The sequence below is a fragment of the Micromonospora sp. WMMD1120 genome, from assembly GCF_029626235.1.
GTDB lineage: Bacteria > Actinomycetota > Actinomycetes > Mycobacteriales > Micromonosporaceae > Micromonospora.
The window spans coordinates 1,205,459-1,225,473 of sequence record NZ_JARUBO010000005.1 but is presented as its reverse complement, the minus strand read 5'-3'; the positions used below and the strand labels follow the sequence as shown (position 1 = coordinate 1,225,473).

Sequence of the window (20,015 nt, the reverse complement as noted above, 5' to 3'; positions counted from 1 at the left end):
ACGGATAGAGGGAACAAGGGGTTACAGCGATGCCAGGAAAGGGCGACGCTCCGGTGCTTCCGGGCGCGCGGGCGGTTGCGCGGCACGTGCGCATCTCGCCGATGAAGGCGCGCCGGGTGGTCAACCTCGTCCGCGGCCTGCCCGCGAAGGAGGCGCTCACGGTGCTGCAGTTCGCGCCGCAGGCTGCGAGCGAGCAGGTGTACAAGGTGCTCGCTAGCGCGATCGCCAACGCGGAGAACAACGAGCGGCTGGACCCCGACGCGCTGCTCGTCAGCGAGGCGTTCGTGGACGAGGGCCCGACGATGAAGCGGTTCCAGCCGCGGGCGCAGGGTCGGGCGTACCGCATCCGCAAGCGCACCTGTCACATCACCGTGGCGGTCGAAGCGGTCGCGCCGGCAGCGCCGAGGAAGGCCGCGGCGAAGAAGGCCGCCCCGGCCACGGAGGCCGCACCGGCCGAAGCGCAGAGCAAGACGGAGGACGCCGAGTAATGGGTCAGAAGGTTCACCCCACTGGGTTCCGGCTCGGCATCTCGACCGACTGGAAGTCCCGCTGGTTCGCGGACAAGCTCTACAAGGACTACATCGGCGAGGATGTCAAGATCCGCCGGATGATGTCCAAGGGCCTCGAGCGCGCCGGAATCTCCAAGGTCGACATCGAGCGCACCCGTGACCGGGTCCGGGTCGACATCCACACCGCCCGGCCGGGCATCGTCATCGGCCGTAAGGGCGCGGAGGCCGACCGGATCCGCGGCGAGCTGGAGAAGCTCACCGGCAAGCAGGTTCAGCTGAACATCATCGAGGTGAAGAACCCCGAGTCGGACGCCCAGCTGGTCGCGCAGGGCGTGGCCGAGCAGCTGTCCAGCCGGGTCAGCTTCCGTCGGGCGATGCGCAAGGCCATGCAGTCGGCGATGAAGAACCCGGTCTGCAAGGGCATCCGGGTTCAGGTCTCGGGTCGCCTGGGTGGCGCCGAGATGAGCCGGACCGAGTTCTACCGCGAGGGCCGGGTCCCGCTGCACACGCTGCGGGCCAACATCGAGTACGGCTTCTTCGAGGCCCGTACCACGTTCGGTCGGATCGGTGTGAAGGTCTGGATCTACAAGGGCGACGCCGTCCCGGGCCGGGAGGCTCCGGCCGAGGCCGGTCCGTCCCGCCCGCGTCGTGGTGAGCGTGGCGACCGTCCCGAGCGTCCGCGCCGTGGTCGGTCGGGTTCGTCCGGCACCACGGCTGGTGGCACCGAGGCCGGTCGTGCCGCTGCGACCACGATCGCGCAGCAGGCCGAGACGCCGAGCGGCGAGCCGGTGGACAGCTCCGCTGTCGCCGCCGCGGCTGCTCCGGCAGAAACGCAGCAGGAGGGCTGACAGATGCTGATGCCGCGCAAGCCCCCGAAGGGCTTCCGCAAGCCGCACCACCCGGACCGCAGTGGCGCGTCCAAGGGTGGTAACCGGGTGGTGTTCGGCGAGTTCGGGATCCAGGCTCTCGAGCCGGCGTACGTGACCAACCGACAGATCGAGTCGGCACGTATCGCGATGACTCGCCACATCAAGCGTGGTGGCAAGGTCTGGATCACGATCTTCCCGGACCAGGCCCTCACCAAGAAGCCGGCCGAGACCCGGATGGGTTCCGGTAAGGGTTCGCCGGAGTGGTGGGTCGCCAACGTCAAGCCGGGGCGGGTCCTCTTCGAGATGTCCTTCCCCAACGAGCAGACCGCGCGAGAGGCCATGCGTCGCGCGATCCACAAGCTCCCGATGAAGTGCCGCATTGTTACGCGCGAAGTGGGTGAATCCTGATGGCAGCGGGCGTTAAGGCGACCGAGCTGCGTGAGCTCTCCGAGGAGGAGCTGGTCACGAAGCTGCGGGAGGCCAAGGCGGAGCTGTTCAACCTCCGCGTGCAGGCCGCAACCGGGCAGCTGGACAACAACCGGCGGCTGCAGGTCATCCGTCGGGAGATCGCCCGGATCTACACGATCATGCGCGAGCGCGAGCTGGGGCTCTCGGCCGCGCCGACTGAGGTGACTGCATCATGACCGAAGACACCGCCACCGCCACCGCGCGGTCCCGCCGCAAGGTCCGTGAGGGCCTGGTGGTCAGCGACAAGATGGACAAGACCGTCGTGGTCGAGGTCGAGGACCGGGTTCGGCACGCGCTCTACGGCAAGATCATGCGTCGTACGAGCAAGCTGAAGGTGCACGACGAGCAGAACGCCGCTGGCACCGGTGACCGGGTTCTCATCATGGAGACCCGGCCGCTGAGCGCCACCAAGCGTTGGCGGATCGTGGAGATCCTGGAAAAGGCCAAGTAGCGAAGGCTCGAGCTCGCCCGGCGTCGCGTCGGGCGTAGGTTCCGCCAGGCTCCGGCCGCTCCGGCGGCCGGAGAACCGGCAGACATAGGAGATAGACGTGATTCAGCAGGAGTCGCGACTGCGCGTCGCCGACAACACGGGTGCTCGGGAGATCCTGTGCATCCGGGTTCTCGGTGGCTCCGGTCGGCGCTACGCGAGCATCGGCGACGTCATCGTGGCCACGGTCAAGGACGCGATCCCCGGTGCCGGTGTGAAGAAGGGCGACGTCGTCAAGGCTGTCGTCGTTCGCACGGCCAAGGAGAAGCGGCGGCCGGACGGCTCGTACATCCGCTTCGACGAGAACGCCGCCGTCATCATCAAGGACGGTGGGGACCCGCGTGGTACCCGCATCTTCGGCCCGGTGGGTCGGGAGCTGCGGGACAAGCGGTTCATGAAGATTATTTCCCTCGCGCCGGAGGTGTTGTGACCGTGAAGGTCAAGAAGGGCGACACGGTCGTCGTCATCGCCGGCAAGGACAAGGGTGCCAAGGGCAAGGTCATCGCGGCCTACCCGCGGCAGGACAAGGTCCTCGTCGAGGGCGTGAACCGGGTCAAGAAGCACACCCGCATCAGCACCACCCAGCGTGGCGCCAAGACCGGCGGCATCGTCACCCAGGAGGCCCCGATCCACGTCTCGAACGTGCAGGTCCTGGACTCCGACGGCAAGCCGACCCGCGTCGGTTACCGGATCGACGACAACGGCCAGAAGGTCCGCATCGCGCGTAGCACCGGTAAGGACCTGTGATGACCACGGCTACCGAAAAGACCATGCCGCGCCTCAAGGAGCGGTACCGCAACGAGATCGTGGCCCAGCTGCGCGAGCAGCACAGCTACGGCAACCCCATGCAGGTGCCGCGGCTGGTCAAGATCGTCGTCAACATGGGTGTCGGCGAGGCTGCTCGCGACGCCAAGCTGATCGACGGTGCGGTCCGTGACCTCGCCACGATCACCGGCCAGAAGCCGCAGGTGCGGCGGGCGACCAAGTCCATCGCGCAGTTCAAGCTCCGCGAGGGCATGCCGATCGGCGCGAAGGTCACCCTTCGTGGCGACCGGATGTGGGAGTTCCTCGACCGGCTGCTCTCCATCGCGCTGCCGCGTATCCGCGACTTCCGCGGCCTGGACGGGCGCAAGCTGGACGGGCATGGCAACTACACGTTCGGTCTGACCGAGCAGTCGGTGTTCCACGAGATCGATCAGGACAAGATCGATCGGCAGCGGGGCATGGACATCACGGTGGTCACGACCGCCACGACCGACGACGAGGGCCGGGCGCTGCTCAAGCTCCTGGGCTTCCCGTTCAAGGAGAACTGAGATGGCCAAGAAGGCGCTGATCATCAAGGCGGCCGCGAAGCCGAAGTTCTCGGTTCGCGCGTACACCCGCTGCCAGCGGTGCGGGCGTCCGAAGGCGGTCTACCGCAAGTTCGGGCTCTGCCGGGTCTGCATCCGGGAGATGGCTCACCGCGGTGAGCTGCCGGGCGTGTCCAAGGCTTCCTGGTAAGGGCGACCGCGTCCCGGCCGTCGGCTGGGACTCCTGCACCGATTAGGTATTGCTCTTCGCCGTAGGCCCGGGGCTGCTGCCCCGGGAACCCCGGCGAGAAAGGCTGACGAAATCCATGACGATGACCGACCCGATCGCAGACATGCTCACGCGTCTGCGTAACGCCAACCAGGCGTACCACGATCAGGTGAAGATGCCCTACTCCAAGATCAAGGCGAACATCGCCGAGGTCCTGAAGGCCGAGGGTTACATCGCCACCTGGTCGGTCGAGGAGCCCGAGGAGGGTGCCGTCGGCAAGCGACTGGTCGTCGAGCTGAAGTACGGCCAGAACCGCGAGCGGAGCCTGGCCGGCATCAAGCGCGTGTCCAAGCCCGGTCTGCGGGTGTACGCCAAGTCGGACGGGCTCCCGCGGGTGCTCGGTGGGCTGGGCGTGGCGATCATTTCGACGTCCCAGGGGCTGCTGACCGACCGGCAGGCCCGCAAGCGGAGCGTTGGCGGGGAAGTCCTCGCCTTCGTCTGGTAACGGGAGACAGGTAGAAATGTCGCGAATTGGACGTAAGTCGATCCCGGTACCAGCCGGCGTCGACATCACGATCGACGGGCAGACCGTCAAGGTCAAGGGGCCCAAGGGCCAGCTTGAGCACACCCTCGCCGAGCCGATCACGATCGAGCGGGCCGAGGACGGCCAGCTGAACGTCAACCGGCCCAACGACGAGCGCAAGGCCAAGGAGCTCCACGGCCTGACCCGTACGCTGGTCGCCAACATGATCGTCGGGGTCACCGAGGGCTACCGTAAGAGCCTGGAGATCGCCGGCACCGGTTACCGGGTCACCGCCAAGGGCTCGGACCTCGAGTTCGCGCTCGGGTTCTCGCACCCGGTGGTCGTCTCCGCCCCGGCGGGCATCACCTTCACAGTGGAGCGGCCGACCCTGTTCCACGTGGCTGGCATCGACAAGCAGCAGGTCGGTGAGGTCGCCGCCAACATCCGGAAGATCCGCCCGCCGGAGCCCTACAAGGGCAAGGGCGTGAAGTACCAGGGCGAGGTCATCCGCCGCAAGGCCGGAAAGGCAGGTAAGAAGTGAGCGCCACGCTGCTCAAGCGCCGCCGCGGCGTCGCCGCCAAGCGCGCCGTCGGGCGTGCGCGTCGACACTTCCGCGTCCGCAAGAACGTCAGCGGTACGGCCGAGCGTCCGCGCCTGGTCGTCACCCGCTCCCTGCGGCACATCGTCGCCCAGATCGTCGACGACACCAAGGGTCACACCCTGGCCTCGGCGTCGACGCTGGACGGCTCGCTGCGTGGCGCGGAGGGCGACAAGAGCGCCCTGGCTGGCAAGGTGGGCGCGCTGCTCGCCGAGCGGGCCAAGGCCGCCGGCGTCTCCAAGGTCGTCTTCGACCGCGGTGGCAACCGGTACGCGGGGCGGGTCGCCGCGCTTGCCGACGCCGCCCGCGAAGCCGGGCTCGAGTTCTAACAACCCCGTCACGAGAGAGAAGGAAGGCTGCTGATGCCAGGTCAACAGCGCCGTGGCGGCGGGTCCGGTGGCAACGAGGGTGGTCGCCGCGACAACCGCCGTGAGGGCGGCCGCGGAAACGCGCCCGTCGAGAAGACCCCGCACCTTGAGCGGGTCGTCGCGATCAACCGCGTCGCCAAGGTCGTGAAGGGTGGTCGTCGCTTCAGCTTCACCGCCCTGGTGATCGTGGGCGACGGCGACGGCACGGTCGGCGTGGGCTACGGAAAGGCCAAGGAGGTGCCCGCGGCCATCGCCAAGGGCGTCGAGGAGGCCAAGAAGCACTTCTTCAAGGTCCCGCGCATCGGCGCCTCGATCCCGCACCCGGTGCAGGGCGAGGACGCCGCCGGTGTGGTGCTGCTCAAGCCGGCCTCGGCCGGTACGGGTGTCATCGCCGGTGGTCCGGTGCGCGCCGTGCTGGAGTGCGCGGGGATCCACGACGTGCTCTCCAAGAGCCTCGGCTCGTCGAACCCGATCAACATCGTGCACGCCACCGTGGCGGCCCTGAAGGGGCTCGAGTCCCCCGAGCAGGTCGCGTCGCGTCGTGGCCTGCCGGTGGAGGACGTCGCGCCGGCCGCCATGCTGGCGTCGCGGGCGGGGGTGGCGAGCTGATGGCACGCCTGAAGGTCACCCAGGTCCGGTCCGGTATCGGGACCAAGCAGAACCAGCGTGACTCGCTGCGTTCGCTCGGTCTCAAGCGGATCAACGACGTGGTGGTCAAGGAGGACCGGCCCGAGATCCGCGGCATGATCTTCACTGTGAACCACCTCGTGAAGGTCGAGGAGGTCGAGTAATGACGATCAAGGTGCACCACCTGCGCCCGGCGCCCGGTGCCAAGACCGCGAAGACCCGCGTGGGTCGCGGTGAGGGTTCCAAGGGCAAGACCGCTGGTCGCGGTACCAAGGGCTCCAAGGCCCGCAAGAACATCTCGGCGGCGTTCGAGGGTGGGCAGATGCCCATCCACATGCGCCTGCCGAAGATGAAGGGCTTCAAGAACAAGTTCAAGGTCGTCTTCCAGGTGGTCAACCTGGACCGGCTCGCTGAGCTGTTCCCGAACGGTGGTCAGGTCGGTCCGCTGGAGCTGGTCGAGGCCGGCGCGGTCCGCAAGGGCCACCCGGTAAAGGTCCTCGGCACCGGGGACCTCGGGGGTGTGGCGCTCCAGGTGTCCGCGCACGCGTTCAGTGCGTCGGCCAAGGAGAAGATCGCCGCCGCCGGTGGCTCCGTCACCGAGCTGTAAGGCGTACACCCATGGCGCCCGTCCAGTTGTGAGCAACTGGCGGGCGCCATGGTCTGCCCGGGGCCATGAGCGCCAGGTAACATCGGAATCGATTTATGTAGTCGGGCACATCTGCCCGGACCGGGTTGGGGCTGTTAGAGTCCCATCCCAGCCATGGGTTGCGGGCACTCGCCCGTGATCCACCCCGACCCGCCAGGGATCACCGGCGGCCCGCCGCGCGCAGGAGGAAGAAGTTGCTGTCCGCCTTTCTCAGTGCGTTCCGTACGCCTGACCTGCGCAAGAAGCTGCTGTTCACAGTAGGCATCATCGCGGTCTACCGGCTGGGCGCCACGCTCCCCAGCCCGGGCGTCTCGTACGGCAACGTGCAGAAGTGCCTCGACACCATCCAGGGTGACACCACCTCGGTGGTGAACCTGCTCAACCTCTTCTCCGGCGGAGCGCTGCTCCAGCTCTCGGTGTTCGCGCTGGGCATCATGCCCTACATCACCGCGTCGATCATCCTGCAGCTGTTGACCGTCGTGATCCCCCGCCTCGAGCAGCTCCGCAAGGAGGGCCAGGCCGGCCAGGCGAAGATCACCCAGTACACCCGCTACCTGACCCTGGGTCTCGGTGTGCTCCAGGCGTCGGCGTTCGTGGCGCTGGCCCGCTCCGGTCAGCTGTTCCAGAACAGGTGCGACCAGTTCCCGATCATCCCGACCGGCACCGGCATCCCGGACTGGCTGACGCTGACCATCCTGGTGATGACGATGACCGCCGGCACCGGCATGGTCATGTGGCTCGGCGAGTTGATCACCGACCGCGGCGTCGGCAACGGCATGTCCGTCCTGATCTTCACCTCGATCGCGGCCCGGCTGCCCAGCGAGGGTTGGCAGATCAAGACCAGCAAGGGCTGGGACATGTTCGCCCTGGTCATCGTGCTGGTCCTGGTGGTCATCACCGCTGTCACCTTCATCGAGCAGGCGCAGCGCCGCATCCCGGTGCAGTACGCCAAGCGGATGATCGGCCGGCGGATGTACGGCGGCACCTCGACCTACATCCCGCTGAAGGTCAACCAGGCGGGTGTCATCCCGGTCATCTTCGGCTCGTCGCTGCTCTACCTGCCGCAACTGGCGTTGCAGTTCTTCGACCAGAACGACCCGGGCAAGACGCAGGCGTGGATCCAGAACAACCTGGTCAACCCGAGCAGCCCGATCTACATCGCGGTCTACTTCCTGCTGATCATCTTCTTCACGTACTTCTACGTCTCGATCACGTTCAACCCGACCGAGGTCGCGGACAACATGAAGAAGTACGGCGGCTTCGTGCCGGGCATCCGCCCGGGTAAGCCGACCGCCGACTACCTGGACTTCATCCTCAGCCGGATCACCCTGCCGGGCGCGCTCTACCTCGGCATCATCTCGATCCTGCCGAACTTCTTCTTCATCTGGCTGGACAACCAGCAGTACCAGAACTTCCCGTTCGGCGGCACCGCTGTGCTCATCATGGTCGGCGTCGGTCTGGAGACCGTGAAGCAGATCGAGAGCCAACTCATGCAGCGGAACTACGAAGGGTTCCTGCGGTAGATGAGACTCGTTCTGGTTGGCCCGCCGGGCGCGGGCAAGGGCACACAGGCCGAGTTCATCGCCGCACACCTCTCGGTGCCGAAGATCTCGACCGGGGACATCTTCCGGTCGAACGTCACCCAGGGCACGCCGCTGGGCGTCGAGGCGAAGCGGTACATGGACGCGGGCGAGCTGGTCCCGGACGAGGTCACCATCAACATGGTCCGGGACCGGCTGGCCGAGGCCGACGCCAGCGAGGGCTTCCTGCTCGACGGCTTCCCGCGGACGACTCCGCAGGCCGCCGCGCTGGACAAGCTCCTCGCCGACCTGGGCACCGCCCTGGACCTCGTCCTGGAGTTGGTCGTCGACGACGACGAGGTGATCCGGCGGCTGTCCGGTCGGCGTACCTGCCGGGGCTGCGGCAAGATCTGGCACGTCGAGTTCGACGCGACGACCCGGCCGGGCATCTGCGACCGGTGCGGCGCCGAGCTGTTCCAGCGCGACGACGACAAGCCGGAGACCATCGCCACGCGGCTCCGGGAATACAGCGCGAAGACCGCGCCCCTGGTCGACTACTACGGCGCCCAGGGCAAGCTGGTCGGCATCGACGCGACCGGGCCGGTGGAGGACGTCACCACCCGGGCCATCGACGCCCTGCGGTCGTACAGCGGCTGAGGTCCCGCCGGGCCGCGGCGGATAGAGTGCGAACAGCGGGGTACGCAGGACGTGCCCCGCTGAACGGCCACGAAAGGTAACCGCTCCATGCGTCGTCCCCAGCTGGACATCCAGCTGAAGACCCCTGACCAGATCGAGAAGATGCGGGCCGCCGGCCTGGTGGTGGCCGAGGCGCTGCGCCGCATGCGGGAGGCTGTCGCTCCGGGCGTGAGCACCGCCGATCTGGACGCCATCGCCGAGGCGACCATCCGCGAGGCGGGGGCCGTTCCGTCGTTCAAGGGCTACCACGGTTTTCCGGCGTCCATCTGCTCCTCGGTCAACGAGCAGGTCGTGCACGCCATCCCGTCGCCCAAGCAGGTCCTTCAGGACGGCGACCTGATCTCGATCGACTGCGGCGCGGTGCTGGACGGGTGGCACGGCGACTCCGCGATCACCGTCGGGGTCGGCGAGGTCGACCCGGCGCTGCTGAAGATGGCCGCTGTCGCCGAGGACGCGATGTGGGCCGGGATCGCCGCCGCCGCGCGTGGCGCCGCCAGCGGCAGGGGCCGACTCACCGACATCTCACACGCTGTGGAGACCGCCGTGCGCAAGGGCGGGCGGTACGGCATCGTCGACGGGTACGGCGGGCACGGGATCGGCACCGAGATGCACCAGGACCCGCACGTGCTGAACCATGGTCGGCCGGGCAAGGGCCCCCGACTGGTTCCCGGCATGGCGCTGGCCATCGAGCCGATGATCACCATGGCGTCCCCGCGTACCGTCGAATTGGCCGACGGTTGGACGGTGGTGACCCGGGACGGCTCGATGGCGGCCCACGTCGAGCACTCGATGGCACTGTTGCCGGACGGGGTCTGGGTCCTCACCGCCTTCGACGGCGGCCGGGCCCGCCTGGGCGACCTGGTGACGGCCCGCCAGCCCGCCGTGTCGACGACCGCCTGAACACCCGCCCCACCCCGAGGTTGATCCTGAAGTTATGGTCACGACACGCCGGTGGCGCGAACGACAACTTCATGATCAGCCAGCCTTGACGGGTGGGACGGGGGCTGGGAGGCGGTGGCACCACCGCAGCGGTCCCGCCTGGTGCCGGCCGCAGCCACTTCGCCGGCGGTGGACATCCCGCCTGGTGCCGGTCGCAGCCACTCCGCCGGCGGTGGACATCCCGGCTGAGCCGCCCCGCCGGCCTTGGCGGTATGGCGCACTGGTTGGTCGAGATCTGGGTGCCGTACCTGAGCGTCGTCGCCATCGTGGTGACCATCTGGGCGGCGGCCTCCCTGTTCAGCAGGGAACTGCTCTACCTCTGGCCGGGCTGGGTGGCCGGCCCGTTGGGCGTGGTGCTGCTGGCCCGCACGCTGGCCGGCCTGGTTGGCCCGGGGTTCCCAAGCCTCCCCAAGAAGAACAACCCCCACGCCCCGCCCCCAGGATGCGCCCCCGCATGAGCCCTGCCGGCTGATCATGAAGTTATGGTCACCGGGCGCGGCGTGTCGTGACCACAACTTCATGATCGACCGGATGGGGTGGGGGCCGGGGTGGGGGTTGGCGGTTGGGGGTCCGGGGGTGGGGTGGGTGCCGGTTTGGCGGGTGCCTGCTGGCGGGCGTACACTTTCTGATCGGCGCACAGCGTCCACTCCGGCATGCCCACCCTGCGCTTCGGTGGGAGTCGGAGCCGCGGCTGGCGCGGTCTTCTGATTCTGGTCAGATTTCCGTGTAAGGCGTTGTGGGTCGCCCGGAGCAATCGACGTCAGGACAGCGGAGGACATGCCGAAAAAAGACGGAGCCATTGAGATCGAGGGTCGGGTCATCGAGCCCCTGCCGAACGCCATGTTCCGGGTGGAGCTCGCGAACGGTCACAAGGTGTTGGCTCACATCAGCGGCAAGATGCGGCAGCACTACATCCGCATTCTTCCGGAGGACCGGGTCGTCGTCGAACTCTCGCCGTACGACCTGACCCGCGGGCGCATCGTCTACCGCTACAAGTAGTCCTGACGACGGCCGGGAAGTCCCGTGTCCGTCTTCGACGTCCGGTGTCGCATTCGCGTCCCCGGGCCCAGATGGGAAGTAAGGCAACCGTGAAGGTCAAGCCGAGCGTCAAGAGGATCTGCAACAAGTGCCGGGTTATCCGCCGGCACGGCCGGGTCATGGTCATCTGCAGCGACCCGCGCCACAAGCAGCGCCAGGGCTGACTCAGCCCGTCCGGCCGGAACACGGCCGGGTGGCGTTGGTCCAGGCAGATCCCAGCGACACCACACATCACACATGCTCGTCCCAGCCGCGAGCGGTACGTGAAGACGTACTCCTCTCGTGGCTGACCCCCGGTCGGAGGCCGGGGCCCGCTCGGGCAGCGACCGATCCCGGTCGCCGGCGCGCACCGCGTCGGAAGGACGGGACGGCCGGTAGCGGGGTGGGACGGGTCCACACCTCCGCCACACATCACGAGGAGTACGCCCGCACATGGCACGTCTAGTCGGCGTTGATCTCCCCCGCGAGAAGCGGTTGGAGATCGCGCTCACCTACATCTTCGGGGTCGGTCGCACCCGCGCCCTGGAGACGCTCGCCGCCACCGGCATCTCGCCGGACAAGCGCGCTCGGGACCTCACGGACGAGGAGCTCGTGCAGCTCCGCGACCACATCGAGGGCAACTACAAGGTTGAAGGTGACCTGCGCCGCGAGGTCGCCGCTGACATCCGCCGCAAGGTCGAGATCGGCTGCTACGCCGGCATCCGGCACCGCCGGGGCCTGCCCGTGCGTGGCCAGCGGACCAAGACCAACGCCCGGACCCGCAAGGGCCCGAAGCGGACCGTCGCCGGCAAGAAGAAGCCCGGCAAGAAGTAGTTCTTTAACCGGAATTCTGGTCGTTCTCCGCCGAGGTAGGCCGGGCTCCAACCGGAACCGGTGTCTACGTCATCAACGGGGCGACAAGCCAGAAACCAATCAGGAGCGCACAGACTTATGCCACCGAAGGCTCGTGCCGGAGCCGCTGTCAAGAAGGTCCGGCGCAAGGAACGCAAGAACGTCGCCCACGGGCAGGCGCATATCAAGAGCACGTTCAACAACACCATCGTGTCCATCACGGACCCGACCGGTGCGGTCATCTCCTGGGCCTCCGCCGGCCAGGTCGGCTTCAAGGGCTCCCGCAAGTCGACTCCGTTCGCCGCGCAGCTGGCCGCCGAGGCCGCCGCGCGTCGCGCCATGGAGCACGGCATGCGCAAGGTCGACGTGTTCGTCAAGGGTCCCGGCTCCGGCCGGGAGACCGCCATCCGTTCGCTGCAGGCCGTGGGCCTCGAGGTCGGGCAGATCTCCGACGTCACCCCGCAGCCGCACAACGGGTGCCGTCCGCCGAAGCGTCGCCGGGTCTGAGAGGTAGAGAGAGATGGCTCGTTACACCGGTGCTGACTGCCGCCGTTGCCGGCGGGAGAAGATGAAGCTGTTCCTCAAGGGCAGCAAGTGCGATGGTCCGAAGTGCCCGTTCGAGTCCCGGCCGTTCCCGCCCGGGCAGCACGGCCGCGGCCGCACCAAGGAGACGGAGTACCTGCTCCAGCTCCGTGAGAAGCAGAAGGCCCGCCGCGTGTACGGCGTGCTGGAGAAGCAGTTCCGCGGTTACTACGAGGAAGCCGTCGGCAAGCAGGCCAAGACCGGTGAGGTCCTCCTGCAGATCCTCGAGTCGCGGCTGGACAACGTGGTCTACCGGGCCGGCTTCGCCCAGTCCCGGGACATGGCCCGCCAGCTGGTCAAGCACGGTCACTTCACGGTGAACGGCAAGAAGGTCGACATCCCGTCGTACCGCGTCAAGGAGCACGACATCATCGAGGTTCGGGGCAAGAGCAAGGAGCTCACCCCGTTCATCGTCGCGCAGGCCCAGGCCGGCTCGAAGACGGTTCCGGCGTGGCTCGAGGCCATCCCGAGCCAGATGAAGGTGCTCGTGCACTCCCTCCCGGCCCGGCAGGTCATCGACACGCAGGTCCAGGAGCAGCTGATCGTCGAGCTCTACTCCAAGTAGTCGGGCTCGTTGCGGTGGCCCGTCCGGCAGGGCGGGCCACCGGAACAGTTTGTGTCGTGGGCGTCAAATAGCGGGCGTCCCCGGAAGAGAAGAGAAAAGATGCTCATCAGCCAGCGACCCTCCCTCTCCGAGGAGTCGATCAACGAGACCCGGTCCCGGTTCGCCATCGAGCCGCTGGAGCCGGGCTTCGGCTACACCCTGGGTAACTCGCTGCGGCGTACGCTGCTGTCGTCGATCCCGGGCGCGGCCGTCACCTCGATCAAGATCGACGGTGTGCTGCACGAGTTCACCACGATCCCCGGCGTCAAGGAGGACGTGGTCGAGCTCGTCATGAACATCAAGGAGCTGTGCGTCAGCTCCGAGCACGACGAGCCGGTCAGCATGTACCTGCGCAAGCAGGGCCCGGGCGACGTGACCGCTGGTGACATCCAGCCGCCGGCCGGCGTCTCGGTGCACAACCCGGACCTCAAGCTCGCGACCCTGAACGGCAAGGGCCGGCTCGACATGGAGCTGACCGTCGAGCGGGGTCGGGGCTACGTGACGGCGGCGCAGAACAAGCAGTCCGGCGCCGAGATCGGCCGGATCCCGGTCGACTCGATCTACTCGCCGGTGCTGAAGGTGACGTACCGCGTCGAGGCGACCCGTGTCGAGCAGCGCACCGACTTCGACCGGCTGATCATCGACGTCGAGACCAAGCCGTCGATGGGTCCGCGTACCGCGCTGGCCTCCGCCGGTTCGACGCTCGTCGAGCTGTTCGGGCTGGCCCGGGAGCTGGACGAGACCGCCGAGGGCATCGACATCGGGCCGTCCCCGCAGGACGCCCAGCTGGCGGCGGACCTCGCCCTGCCGATCGAGGAGCTGGACCTGACCGTCCGCTCCTACAACTGCCTCAAGCGCGAGGGCATCAACTCCGTTGGTGAGCTCATCGGGCGTACCGAGGCCGACCTCCTCGACATCCGCAACTTCGGTCAGAAGTCGATCGACGAGGTCAAGATGAAGCTCGCCGGGATGGGTCTCGGGCTGAAGGACTCGGCTCCGAACTTCGACCCGGCGCACGTCGTGGACACCTTCGGCGAGGCCGACTACGACACCGACGACTACCGCGAGACCGAGCAGCTCTAGTCCGCGCTGCCGCCACAACTGAGGAGCACCAAGCATGCCCACGCCCACCAAGGGCCCCCGCCTCGGCGGCAGCCCCGCGCACGAGCGGCTGATGCTGGCCAACCTGGCCACCGCGCTGTTCCAGCACGGCAAGATCCAGACCACCGAGACGAAGGCCCGGCGGCTGCGTCCGCTGGCCGAGCAGCTCATCACCAAGGCCAAGCGCGGTGACCTCGCCTCGCGGCGGCGGGTGCTGGGTGTCGTCAAGGACAAGGACGTGGTCTACGCCCTGTTCGACCAGATCGCGCCCCGGTACGCCAACCGGCCCGGCGGTTACACCCGGATCGTGAAGACCGGTCCGCGCAAGGGTGACGCCGCTCCGATGGCGATCATCGAGCTGGTGGAGGAGCTTCAGGTCGCCGAGCCGAAGGCGAACAAGAAGACCGCCGCCCGCAAGGCCGCGCAGCAGGACAAGGTCGAGGCGCTTGCCCCGGCCGAGGACGCCCCGCAGTCGGCCCCGGCCGACCAGGACGCCGAGGCGCCGGTGTCGGCGTCCGGTGACACCGCCGCCGCCCGCGAGGACAGCGACGAGGCCACCGAGAACACCGAGAACAAGGCCTGATCGAGGGCTGTTTCGGGCCCGGCACCCCACCTGGGGTGTCGGGCCCGACCCGTAACAGGAGGTACGAGGTGGACGAGCGGCTCCGGCTCCGGCTGGACGTCTCGTACGACGGCACCGATTTCTCCGGCTGGGCCCCGCAGCCGACCCGCCGTACCGTCGCGGGAGTGCTCGTCGAGACCCTGGACCTGGTCCTCGGCGTCGGTACGGCCACCGGGCTGACGGTGGCCGGTCGGACCGACGCGGGGGTGCACGCCACGGGACAGGTGTGCCACCTGGATCTGCCCGCCGAGGTGTGGCGGCAGCACGAGGGACGCCTGGTGCGCCGGCTGGCCCGGCTGCTCCCCCCCGACGTGCGGGTCCGGGCGATGACGGAGGTGCCTGCCGATTTCGACGCCCGGTTCTCGGCCACGTTCCGGCGCTACGAGTACCGGGTCACCGACGCGTCCTTCGGCGTCGAGCCGTTGCGCCGGCACGAGGTGCTGGCCTGGCCGAAGCCGCTCGACCTGGCCGCGCTGAACGCCGCGGCGACCGGGCTGGTGGGGGAGCACGACTTCGCCGCGTACTGCCGGCGCAAGGAGAACGCGACCACGCTGCGCGAGGTGACGCGGCTGGACTGGCGGCGCGACCCGGACGGCATCCTGGTCGCGACGGTGCAGGCCGACGCGTTCTGCCAGGCGATGGTGCGCAGCCTGGTGGGGGCCATGCTGGTGGCCGGGGACGGCCGCCGACCGGTGGAGTGGCCGGGCAGCCTGCTCCGGCACCGGGAGCGGTCCAGCGAGGTCACGGTGGCGCCGGCCCGTGGGTTGACGCTCGTCGCCGTCGGCTACCCGGACGATCCGGCCGAGTACGCCCGCCGCGCGGACCTCACCCGTCGGCTCCGGGTTCCGGTCGAGGGCTGACCGGTCCCGGTCAGTCGCCCGGCAGCTCGTCCGTGCCGTCCTGGGTGGCTGTGGTGCCGCTCGGCGCCGCCGTCGGTTGTGCGGCGGTGCCGCCGTCGACGCGCTGTTGCAGCACACCCCGACTGAGGTGCAGCTCGATCATGTCGAACAGGATCTCGCGCACCCTGGCGTCGCCCGCCTTGATCGTGGCGCCGTCCCTGCGGACCACCAGCGCGTACGCCAGGTAGTGCCCCCGGACCTGCCAACCGACCCGAGCGGGGGCGGTCGCCAGAACCTCGGTGCCGTCGCCGTCGCCGTCGTCAGCGGTCAGGCCACGGAACCGGCCCTGCCGTTCGTCGAGCACCTGGCGGATCCGGTCCCGGGCGCGCTCCGCGCTGACCTTGTCGGTGAGGTTGAACAGGCCCGCGGTCACCAGGTGTTCGCCGTCCGGTGTCCGCAGGGTGGCCCGGACGGCCTGGTTGCAGCCGAGCCGGACCAGTAGGTCGGCGACCTCGTCGGTGGCGGCGACGGCGCAACTGCCGCTGGACTGGGTCTTGAGCACCCGGTAGCCCGGCTGGCCGTCGGTGAGTTTCAGTTCCTTACCGGGGAAGAGTTCCTTGGCGGTGAGCGGCGCCTGGTCGGTGTCGCGCGAGTCGAGGGCCAGCCGTTCCGCCGGTGCGGCGGAGGTCGGCGCGGCGTTCGGCTGGAACGTCGGGTCGCTCTGCGGTTGCTGCCCTCGATCGCTCAGGAGCGCGGCGGCGCCCAGGCCGCAGAGGGCGAGCAGCACCAGGACCGCCGCGCCGCCGATCAGCATCTGCCACAGCCGGCCGCCGCCGCGCCGGCCGGCAGGCTCCGCCGGCATCGCCGAGGTGTAGATCTGGCTGCGGGGCGGCGCGGGCGGGATCTCGGCACCTGTCGACGCCGGCTGTGTCGTCTCGGCCCGGGTCGGCCGGGCCAGGTCGATGCGGGGTGGTGTGGGCTGCGACGAGGGCAGCGAGAGCTGGTTGGGCCGGGGCAGCGACGGCGTGGGGAAGCGGGACGGGGAGGGCCCGGCCGGCGGAGGCGGTCCGGCGCCGAACGTCGACGGACCGGACCCGGGCTCCGGGTACTCCTCGAAAGCGTCCTCATCGGACTCGTACCGATACACCATGTTGCCCAGAGTAGGAGCCATTGTCCCTTTAGGGGGTAATTTCCAGTAATTGTGCTCGTGGGCCCTGCCGGAGCTGCCCCCGGCCGGTGCGAGAATTGCCGGGTGACCGGCGACCACTACTTCACCGCTCAGCCCACCAGCGACGCCCCGGCGCGCGAGGTGGAGTTCTCGGTCGCCGACCGCGACTACCGGCTCGCCTCGGCCGGCGGGGTCTTCTCCGCCAGCCGGCTCGACCCGGGCACCGCCGTGCTGCTGCGCAAGGCCGAGCTGCCCGCCGCCGACACCGGTGGTGACCTGCTCGACCTCGGCTGCGGGTTCGGGCCGATCAGCTGTGTGCTGGCCGACTCCGCGCCGCTGAGCACCGTCTGGGCCGTCGACGTCAACGCGCGGGCGCGCGAGTTGACCGCCGCCAACGCGGCCCGCATCGGCGCCGGTGACCGGGTCCGGGTCAGCGCGCCGGACGACGTTCCGGCGGACATCCGGTTCGCCGAGATCTGGTCCAACCCGCCCATTCGGATCGGCAAGGACGACCTGCACGGGCTGCTGCTGCGGTGGCTGCCCCGACTCGCCCCGGACGGCGTCGGTTGGCTGGTCGTCGCCCGGCACCTGGGCGGCGACTCGCTCCAGCGCTGGCTCGTCGAGCAGGGCTGGCAGGTCGATCGGCACGCCAGCCAGAAGGGCTTTCGGGTACTGCGGGTCACCCGGTAATTGGATGTACCGTCCGCCCTCGCTGGGGCAGTATCCCGGCGTGGGATACGTGGACGTGGCAGGGGTCGGGCACAGCCTGCCCGACGGCCGGGAACTCTTCGCCGACGTGTCGTTCCGGGTTGGCGAGGGCGCCAAGGTCGCCCTGGTCGGGCCGAACGGGGCCGGGAAGACGACGCTGCTGAGAATGGTGGCCGGCGACCTGCCGGTGCGCACCGGCGTCGTGGCGCGCTCCGGCGGGCTGGGCGTGATGCGCCAGTTCATCGGCATGATCGGTGACGAGTCGACGCTCGCCGACCTGGCGCTGTCGCTGGCCCCGCCGGCGCTGCGCGACGCCGGCCGCCGGCTCGCCGAGACCGAGACGGCCATGCGCGCCGCCGAGGCCCACGGGAAGTTCAGCACCGCCGCGGGCAAGGCTCAACTGGCGTACGCGGACGCGCTCGGCGCCTGGGGCGAGGCGGGCGGCTACGACGCCGAGGTGCTCTTCGACACCGTCGCCACCATCGTGCTCGACAAGCAGTGGGACGCCGTACGAGACCGACCGGTGCGTACGCTCTCCGGCGGTCAGCAGAAGCGCTTCGCGTTGGAGCTGCTGTTGCGTGGCCCGGACGAGGTGTTGCTGCTCGACGAACCGGACAACTTCCTCGACGTGCCCGGCAAGCGGTGGCTGGAGGCGCGCCTGCGCGAGTCGACCAAGTCGGTGCTCTACGTCTCGCACGACAGGGAGTTGCTGGCCCAGAGCGCCGACCGGGTGGTCGCCGTCGAGGGCGGTAGCGCCTGGGTGCACCCGGGCGGCTTCGCGAGCTGGCACGAGGCGCGGGTGGCCCGGCACGCCCGCCTCGACGAGCTGCGCCGACGCTGGGACGAGGAGCACCAGAAGCTGCGCGAGCTGATGCTGATGTACAAGCAGAAGGCCGCGTACAACGACGGGTTGGCCTCGCGCTACCAGGCCGCGCAGACCCGGCTGCGCAAGTTCGAGGAGGCCGGGCCGCCGCCCGTACCCCCGAAGGACCAGGACATCCGGATGCGGCTGAGCGGCGGACGGACCGGCAAGCGCGCCGTCGTCTGTGAGCAACTGGAGCTGGACGGCCTGACGTTCCCGTTCGACCTGGAGATCTGGTACGGCGACCGGGTGGCGGTGCTCGGTGCCAACGGCACCGGCAAGTCGCACTTCCTGCGGCTGCTGGCGCGCGGTGGCACCGATCCCGACCCGGCGAGCGGGCCGGTCGACGGCGCGGGTGGGCTGGCGCCGGTGGCCCACGACGGCACCGCCCGGCTCGGCGCCCGGGTCCGCCCCGGGCACTTCTCGCAGACCCACGACCGACCGGAGCTGATGGCGAAGACGCTGGTCGAGATCCTGTGGCGGGGCGACGAGCACCGCGCCGGCATGGACCGGCACGCCGCGATGGGGATGCTCAGCCGGTACGAGTTGGCCGCGCAGGGCGACCAGCGCTTCGGCACGCTCTCCGGCGGGCAGCAGGCCCGGTTCCTGGTGCTGCTGCTGGAGCTGTCCGGGGCGACCCTGCTGCTGCTCGACGAGCCCACCGACAACCTCGACCTGGCCAGCGCGGAGGCTCTGGAGGCGGGCCTGAACGCCTTCGAGGGAACGGTGATCGCGGTGACCCACGATCGCTGGTTCACCCGCTCCTTCGACAGGTTCGTGCTGTTCCGGGGCGACAACGAGGTGGTGGAGACCCCGGAGCCGGTCTGGGACGTGGGCTGACCGGTCCCCGACGACAACCGTCCAGCCGGCATAGGGTGGATCTCGTGACTGAGATGACCTATCGCCGGCTGGGCGACTCCGGGCTCGTGGTGTCCGTGGTCGGCATCGGCTGCAACAACTTCGGCCGCAAGCTCGACCTGGACGGCACCCGCGCGGTGGTGGACGCCGCCCTGGACGCCGGGATCACCCTCTTCGACACCGCCGACATCTACGGTGAGCCGCAGGGTGGCTCCGAGGAGCTGCTCGGGCAGGCGCTCAAGGGCCGCCGGGACGACGTGGTGGTGGCGACCAAGTTCGGCATGGACATGCACGGCCTCAACGGGCCGGACTTCGGCGCCCGTGGCTCCCGGCGGTACATCGCCCGCGCGGTGGAGGCGTCGCTGCGCCGGCTCGGCACCGACCACATCGACCTGTACCAGATGCACGAGCCCGACCCGGGCACCCCGATCGACGAGACCCTGGCCGCCCTGGACGACCTGGTCCGTGACGGCAAGGTGCGCTACCTGGGCAACTCCAACTTCGCCGGATGGCAGATCGCCGACGCGGACTGGGTCGCCTCGTCGAACGGTCGGGCCCGCTTCGTCAGCGCGCAGAACCACTACAGTCTGGTGGAGCGGTCGGTGGAGACCGAGGTGATTCCGGCCTGTGAGCGGTTCGGACTGGGCATGCTTCCGTTCTTCCCGCTCGCCAACGGCCTGCTCACCGGCAAGTACCGGCGCAGTGAGCAGCCCCCGGCCGGCAGCCGGCTCGCTGGCGGTGGCCGGTACGCCGAGCGGTTCGCCGCCGCCGACTGGGACACCATCGAGGCGATCGAGGCGTACGCGGCCGAGCGAGGTCTCAGCATGCTCCAGGTGGCGATCGGTGGGCTGGCCGCCCAGCCGGCGGTGACCTCGGTGATCGCCGGTGCCACCACGCCCGAGCAGGTGCGTGCGAACGCCGCCGCCGGCACCTGGGAGCCCGACGACGAGGACCTGGCCGCGCTGCGCGCCATCCTCTGAGCCGGGCGCGCCGCGTGTGAGCCGGGCGCGCCGCGTGGGCGCCTAGCGTGATCC

The 20,015-nt window shown here is 69.3% G+C and carries 31 protein-coding genes; 30 read left to right on the top strand and 1 reads right to left on the bottom strand.

Annotation, left to right across the window (positions count from 1 at the left end):
- Positions 1–29: 29 nt before the first annotated feature.
- From rplV to truA, 27 genes are all read left to right on the top strand, one after another.
- Positions 30–488: a 50S ribosomal protein L22 gene (rplV, locus tag O7634_RS05825; protein ID WP_007465297.1), complete on the top strand. Its 459-nt coding sequence runs from the start codon at positions 30–32 to the stop codon at positions 486–488.
- Positions 488–1,357: a 30S ribosomal protein S3 gene (gene rpsC, locus O7634_RS05820; RefSeq protein WP_145778898.1), complete on the top strand. Its 870-nt coding sequence runs from the start codon at positions 488–490 to the stop codon at positions 1,355–1,357. Before rplV ends, rpsC begins: the two co-directional genes overlap by 1 nt.
- 3 nt (positions 1,358–1,360) lie before the next feature.
- Entirely contained in the window at positions 1,361–1,786 is a 426-nt protein-coding gene (gene rplP, locus O7634_RS05815) for a 50S ribosomal protein L16 (RefSeq protein WP_053653940.1), read from the top strand.
- Entirely contained in the window at positions 1,786–2,022 is a 237-nt protein-coding gene (gene rpmC, locus O7634_RS05810) for a 50S ribosomal protein L29 (protein WP_007465283.1), read from the top strand. Before rplP ends, rpmC begins: the two co-directional genes overlap by 1 nt.
- Entirely contained in the window at positions 2,019–2,297 is a 279-nt protein-coding gene (rpsQ, locus tag O7634_RS05805) for a 30S ribosomal protein S17 (protein WP_112584814.1), read from the top strand. Before rpmC ends, rpsQ begins: the two co-directional genes overlap by 4 nt.
- Before the next feature lie 97 nt (positions 2,298–2,394).
- Positions 2,395–2,763, top strand: a complete 369-nt coding sequence (gene rplN, locus O7634_RS05800) for a 50S ribosomal protein L14 (protein WP_007073026.1) — start codon at positions 2,395–2,397, stop codon at positions 2,761–2,763.
- Complete coding sequence (gene rplX, locus O7634_RS05795; protein ID WP_007465276.1) at positions 2,760–3,080, top strand: 50S ribosomal protein L24; 321 nt, start codon at positions 2,760–2,762, stop codon at positions 3,078–3,080. The genes rplN and rplX overlap by 4 nt, the downstream gene beginning before the upstream one ends.
- Positions 3,080–3,646 (top strand): 50S ribosomal protein L5, encoded by a 567-nt coding sequence (rplE, locus tag O7634_RS05790; RefSeq protein ID WP_088987580.1) that lies wholly within the window; start codon positions 3,080–3,082, stop codon positions 3,644–3,646. The genes rplX and rplE overlap by 1 nt, the downstream gene beginning before the upstream one ends.
- A gap of 1 nt (position 3,647) precedes the next feature.
- On the top strand, positions 3,648–3,833 hold the full coding sequence (locus O7634_RS05785; protein ID WP_007465272.1) for a type Z 30S ribosomal protein S14: 186 nt from the start codon (positions 3,648–3,650) through the stop codon (positions 3,831–3,833).
- 115 nt (positions 3,834–3,948) lie between these two features.
- The gene (gene rpsH / locus O7634_RS05780) at positions 3,949–4,356 is read left to right on the top strand and encodes a 30S ribosomal protein S8 (protein ID WP_007465270.1); all 408 of its coding nucleotides are present in this window, start codon (positions 3,949–3,951) and stop codon (positions 4,354–4,356) included.
- A gap of 16 nt (positions 4,357–4,372) precedes the next feature.
- Positions 4,373–4,915, top strand: coding sequence for a 50S ribosomal protein L6 (gene rplF / locus O7634_RS05775; protein WP_278149122.1), 543 nt, complete (start codon positions 4,373–4,375; stop codon positions 4,913–4,915).
- An 8-nt stretch (positions 4,916–4,923) separates the two neighbouring features.
- Positions 4,924–5,301, top strand: coding sequence for a 50S ribosomal protein L18 (gene rplR / locus O7634_RS05770; RefSeq protein ID WP_347404305.1), 378 nt, complete (start codon positions 4,924–4,926; stop codon positions 5,299–5,301).
- Positions 5,302–5,334: 33 nt separating this feature from the next.
- Entirely contained in the window at positions 5,335–5,949 is a 615-nt protein-coding gene (gene rpsE / locus O7634_RS05765; protein WP_278149120.1) for a 30S ribosomal protein S5, read from the top strand.
- Positions 5,949–6,131: a 50S ribosomal protein L30 gene (rpmD, locus tag O7634_RS05760; RefSeq protein ID WP_074314584.1), complete on the top strand. Its 183-nt coding sequence runs from the start codon at positions 5,949–5,951 to the stop codon at positions 6,129–6,131. The genes rpsE and rpmD overlap by 1 nt, the downstream gene beginning before the upstream one ends.
- The gene (rplO, locus tag O7634_RS05755; RefSeq protein WP_278149119.1) at positions 6,131–6,574 is read left to right on the top strand and encodes a 50S ribosomal protein L15; all 444 of its coding nucleotides are present in this window, start codon (positions 6,131–6,133) and stop codon (positions 6,572–6,574) included. Before rpmD ends, rplO begins: the two co-directional genes overlap by 1 nt.
- A gap of 233 nt (positions 6,575–6,807) precedes the next feature.
- Positions 6,808–8,136 (top strand): preprotein translocase subunit SecY, encoded by a 1,329-nt coding sequence (gene secY / locus O7634_RS05750; protein WP_278149118.1) that lies wholly within the window; start codon positions 6,808–6,810, stop codon positions 8,134–8,136.
- Positions 8,137–8,790: an adenylate kinase gene (locus O7634_RS05745; RefSeq protein WP_278149117.1), complete on the top strand. Its 654-nt coding sequence runs from the start codon at positions 8,137–8,139 to the stop codon at positions 8,788–8,790.
- 87 nt (positions 8,791–8,877) lie between these two features.
- Complete coding sequence (gene map / locus O7634_RS05740; RefSeq protein ID WP_278149116.1) at positions 8,878–9,729, top strand: type I methionyl aminopeptidase; 852 nt, start codon at positions 8,878–8,880, stop codon at positions 9,727–9,729.
- A gap of 251 nt (positions 9,730–9,980) precedes the next feature.
- On the top strand, positions 9,981–10,226 hold the full coding sequence (locus O7634_RS05735) for a hypothetical protein (RefSeq protein WP_278149115.1): 246 nt from the start codon (positions 9,981–9,983) through the stop codon (positions 10,224–10,226).
- 319 nt (positions 10,227–10,545) lie between these two features.
- Complete coding sequence (infA, locus tag O7634_RS05730) at positions 10,546–10,767, top strand: translation initiation factor IF-1 (RefSeq protein ID WP_007073013.1); 222 nt, start codon at positions 10,546–10,548, stop codon at positions 10,765–10,767.
- Positions 10,768–10,856: 89 nt separating this feature from the next.
- Positions 10,857–10,970 carry a 50S ribosomal protein L36 gene (rpmJ, locus tag O7634_RS05725; protein ID WP_043965539.1) on the top strand — a complete coding sequence of 38 codons (114 nt, stop codon included), beginning with the start codon at positions 10,857–10,859 and terminating at the stop codon, positions 10,968–10,970.
- A gap of 268 nt (positions 10,971–11,238) precedes the next feature.
- On the top strand, positions 11,239–11,619 hold the full coding sequence (gene rpsM / locus O7634_RS05720; protein ID WP_030329917.1) for a 30S ribosomal protein S13: 381 nt from the start codon (positions 11,239–11,241) through the stop codon (positions 11,617–11,619).
- Positions 11,620–11,736: 117 nt separating this feature from the next.
- A complete protein-coding gene (gene rpsK / locus O7634_RS05715; RefSeq protein WP_007073011.1) occupies positions 11,737–12,144 on the top strand; it encodes a 30S ribosomal protein S11 in 408 nt (135 codons plus the stop codon).
- Positions 12,145–12,157: 13 nt separating this feature from the next.
- The gene (gene rpsD, locus O7634_RS05710; RefSeq protein ID WP_278149114.1) at positions 12,158–12,784 is read left to right on the top strand and encodes a 30S ribosomal protein S4; all 627 of its coding nucleotides are present in this window, start codon (positions 12,158–12,160) and stop codon (positions 12,782–12,784) included.
- Between the two features lie 99 nt (positions 12,785–12,883).
- Positions 12,884–13,906 carry a DNA-directed RNA polymerase subunit alpha gene (locus tag O7634_RS05705; protein WP_007465227.1) on the top strand — a complete coding sequence of 341 codons (1,023 nt, stop codon included), beginning with the start codon at positions 12,884–12,886 and terminating at the stop codon, positions 13,904–13,906.
- A 34-nt stretch (positions 13,907–13,940) separates the two neighbouring features.
- Complete coding sequence (gene rplQ, locus O7634_RS05700) at positions 13,941–14,507, top strand: 50S ribosomal protein L17 (RefSeq protein WP_278149113.1); 567 nt, start codon at positions 13,941–13,943, stop codon at positions 14,505–14,507.
- A 68-nt stretch (positions 14,508–14,575) separates the two neighbouring features.
- On the top strand, positions 14,576–15,406 hold the full coding sequence (gene truA / locus O7634_RS05695) for a tRNA pseudouridine(38-40) synthase TruA (protein ID WP_278149112.1): 831 nt from the start codon (positions 14,576–14,578) through the stop codon (positions 15,404–15,406).
- A 10-nt stretch (positions 15,407–15,416) separates the two neighbouring features.
- On the opposite strand, the gene O7634_RS05690 is transcribed toward truA, so the two are convergent.
- Complete coding sequence (locus O7634_RS05690; RefSeq protein ID WP_278149111.1) at positions 15,417–16,535, bottom strand: hypothetical protein; 1,119 nt, start codon at positions 16,533–16,535, stop codon at positions 15,417–15,419.
- 102 nt (positions 16,536–16,637) lie between these two features.
- Here O7634_RS05690 and O7634_RS05685 point away from each other — a divergent pair, with 102 nt between their 5' ends.
- Genes O7634_RS05685 through O7634_RS05675 form a run of 3 tightly spaced genes read left to right on the top strand, consistent with a single transcriptional unit; the run spans position 16,638 to position 19,961 of the window.
- Entirely contained in the window at positions 16,638–17,243 is a 606-nt protein-coding gene (locus O7634_RS05685) for a methyltransferase (RefSeq protein WP_278149110.1), read from the top strand.
- 40 nt (positions 17,244–17,283) lie between these two features.
- Positions 17,284–18,963, top strand: a complete 1,680-nt coding sequence (locus O7634_RS05680) for an ATP-binding cassette domain-containing protein (protein WP_278149109.1) — start codon at positions 17,284–17,286, stop codon at positions 18,961–18,963.
- 53 nt (positions 18,964–19,016) lie between these two features.
- Entirely contained in the window at positions 19,017–19,961 is a 945-nt protein-coding gene (locus O7634_RS05675; protein ID WP_278153883.1) for an aldo/keto reductase, read from the top strand.
- The last annotated feature ends 54 nt before the right edge of the window (positions 19,962–20,015 follow it).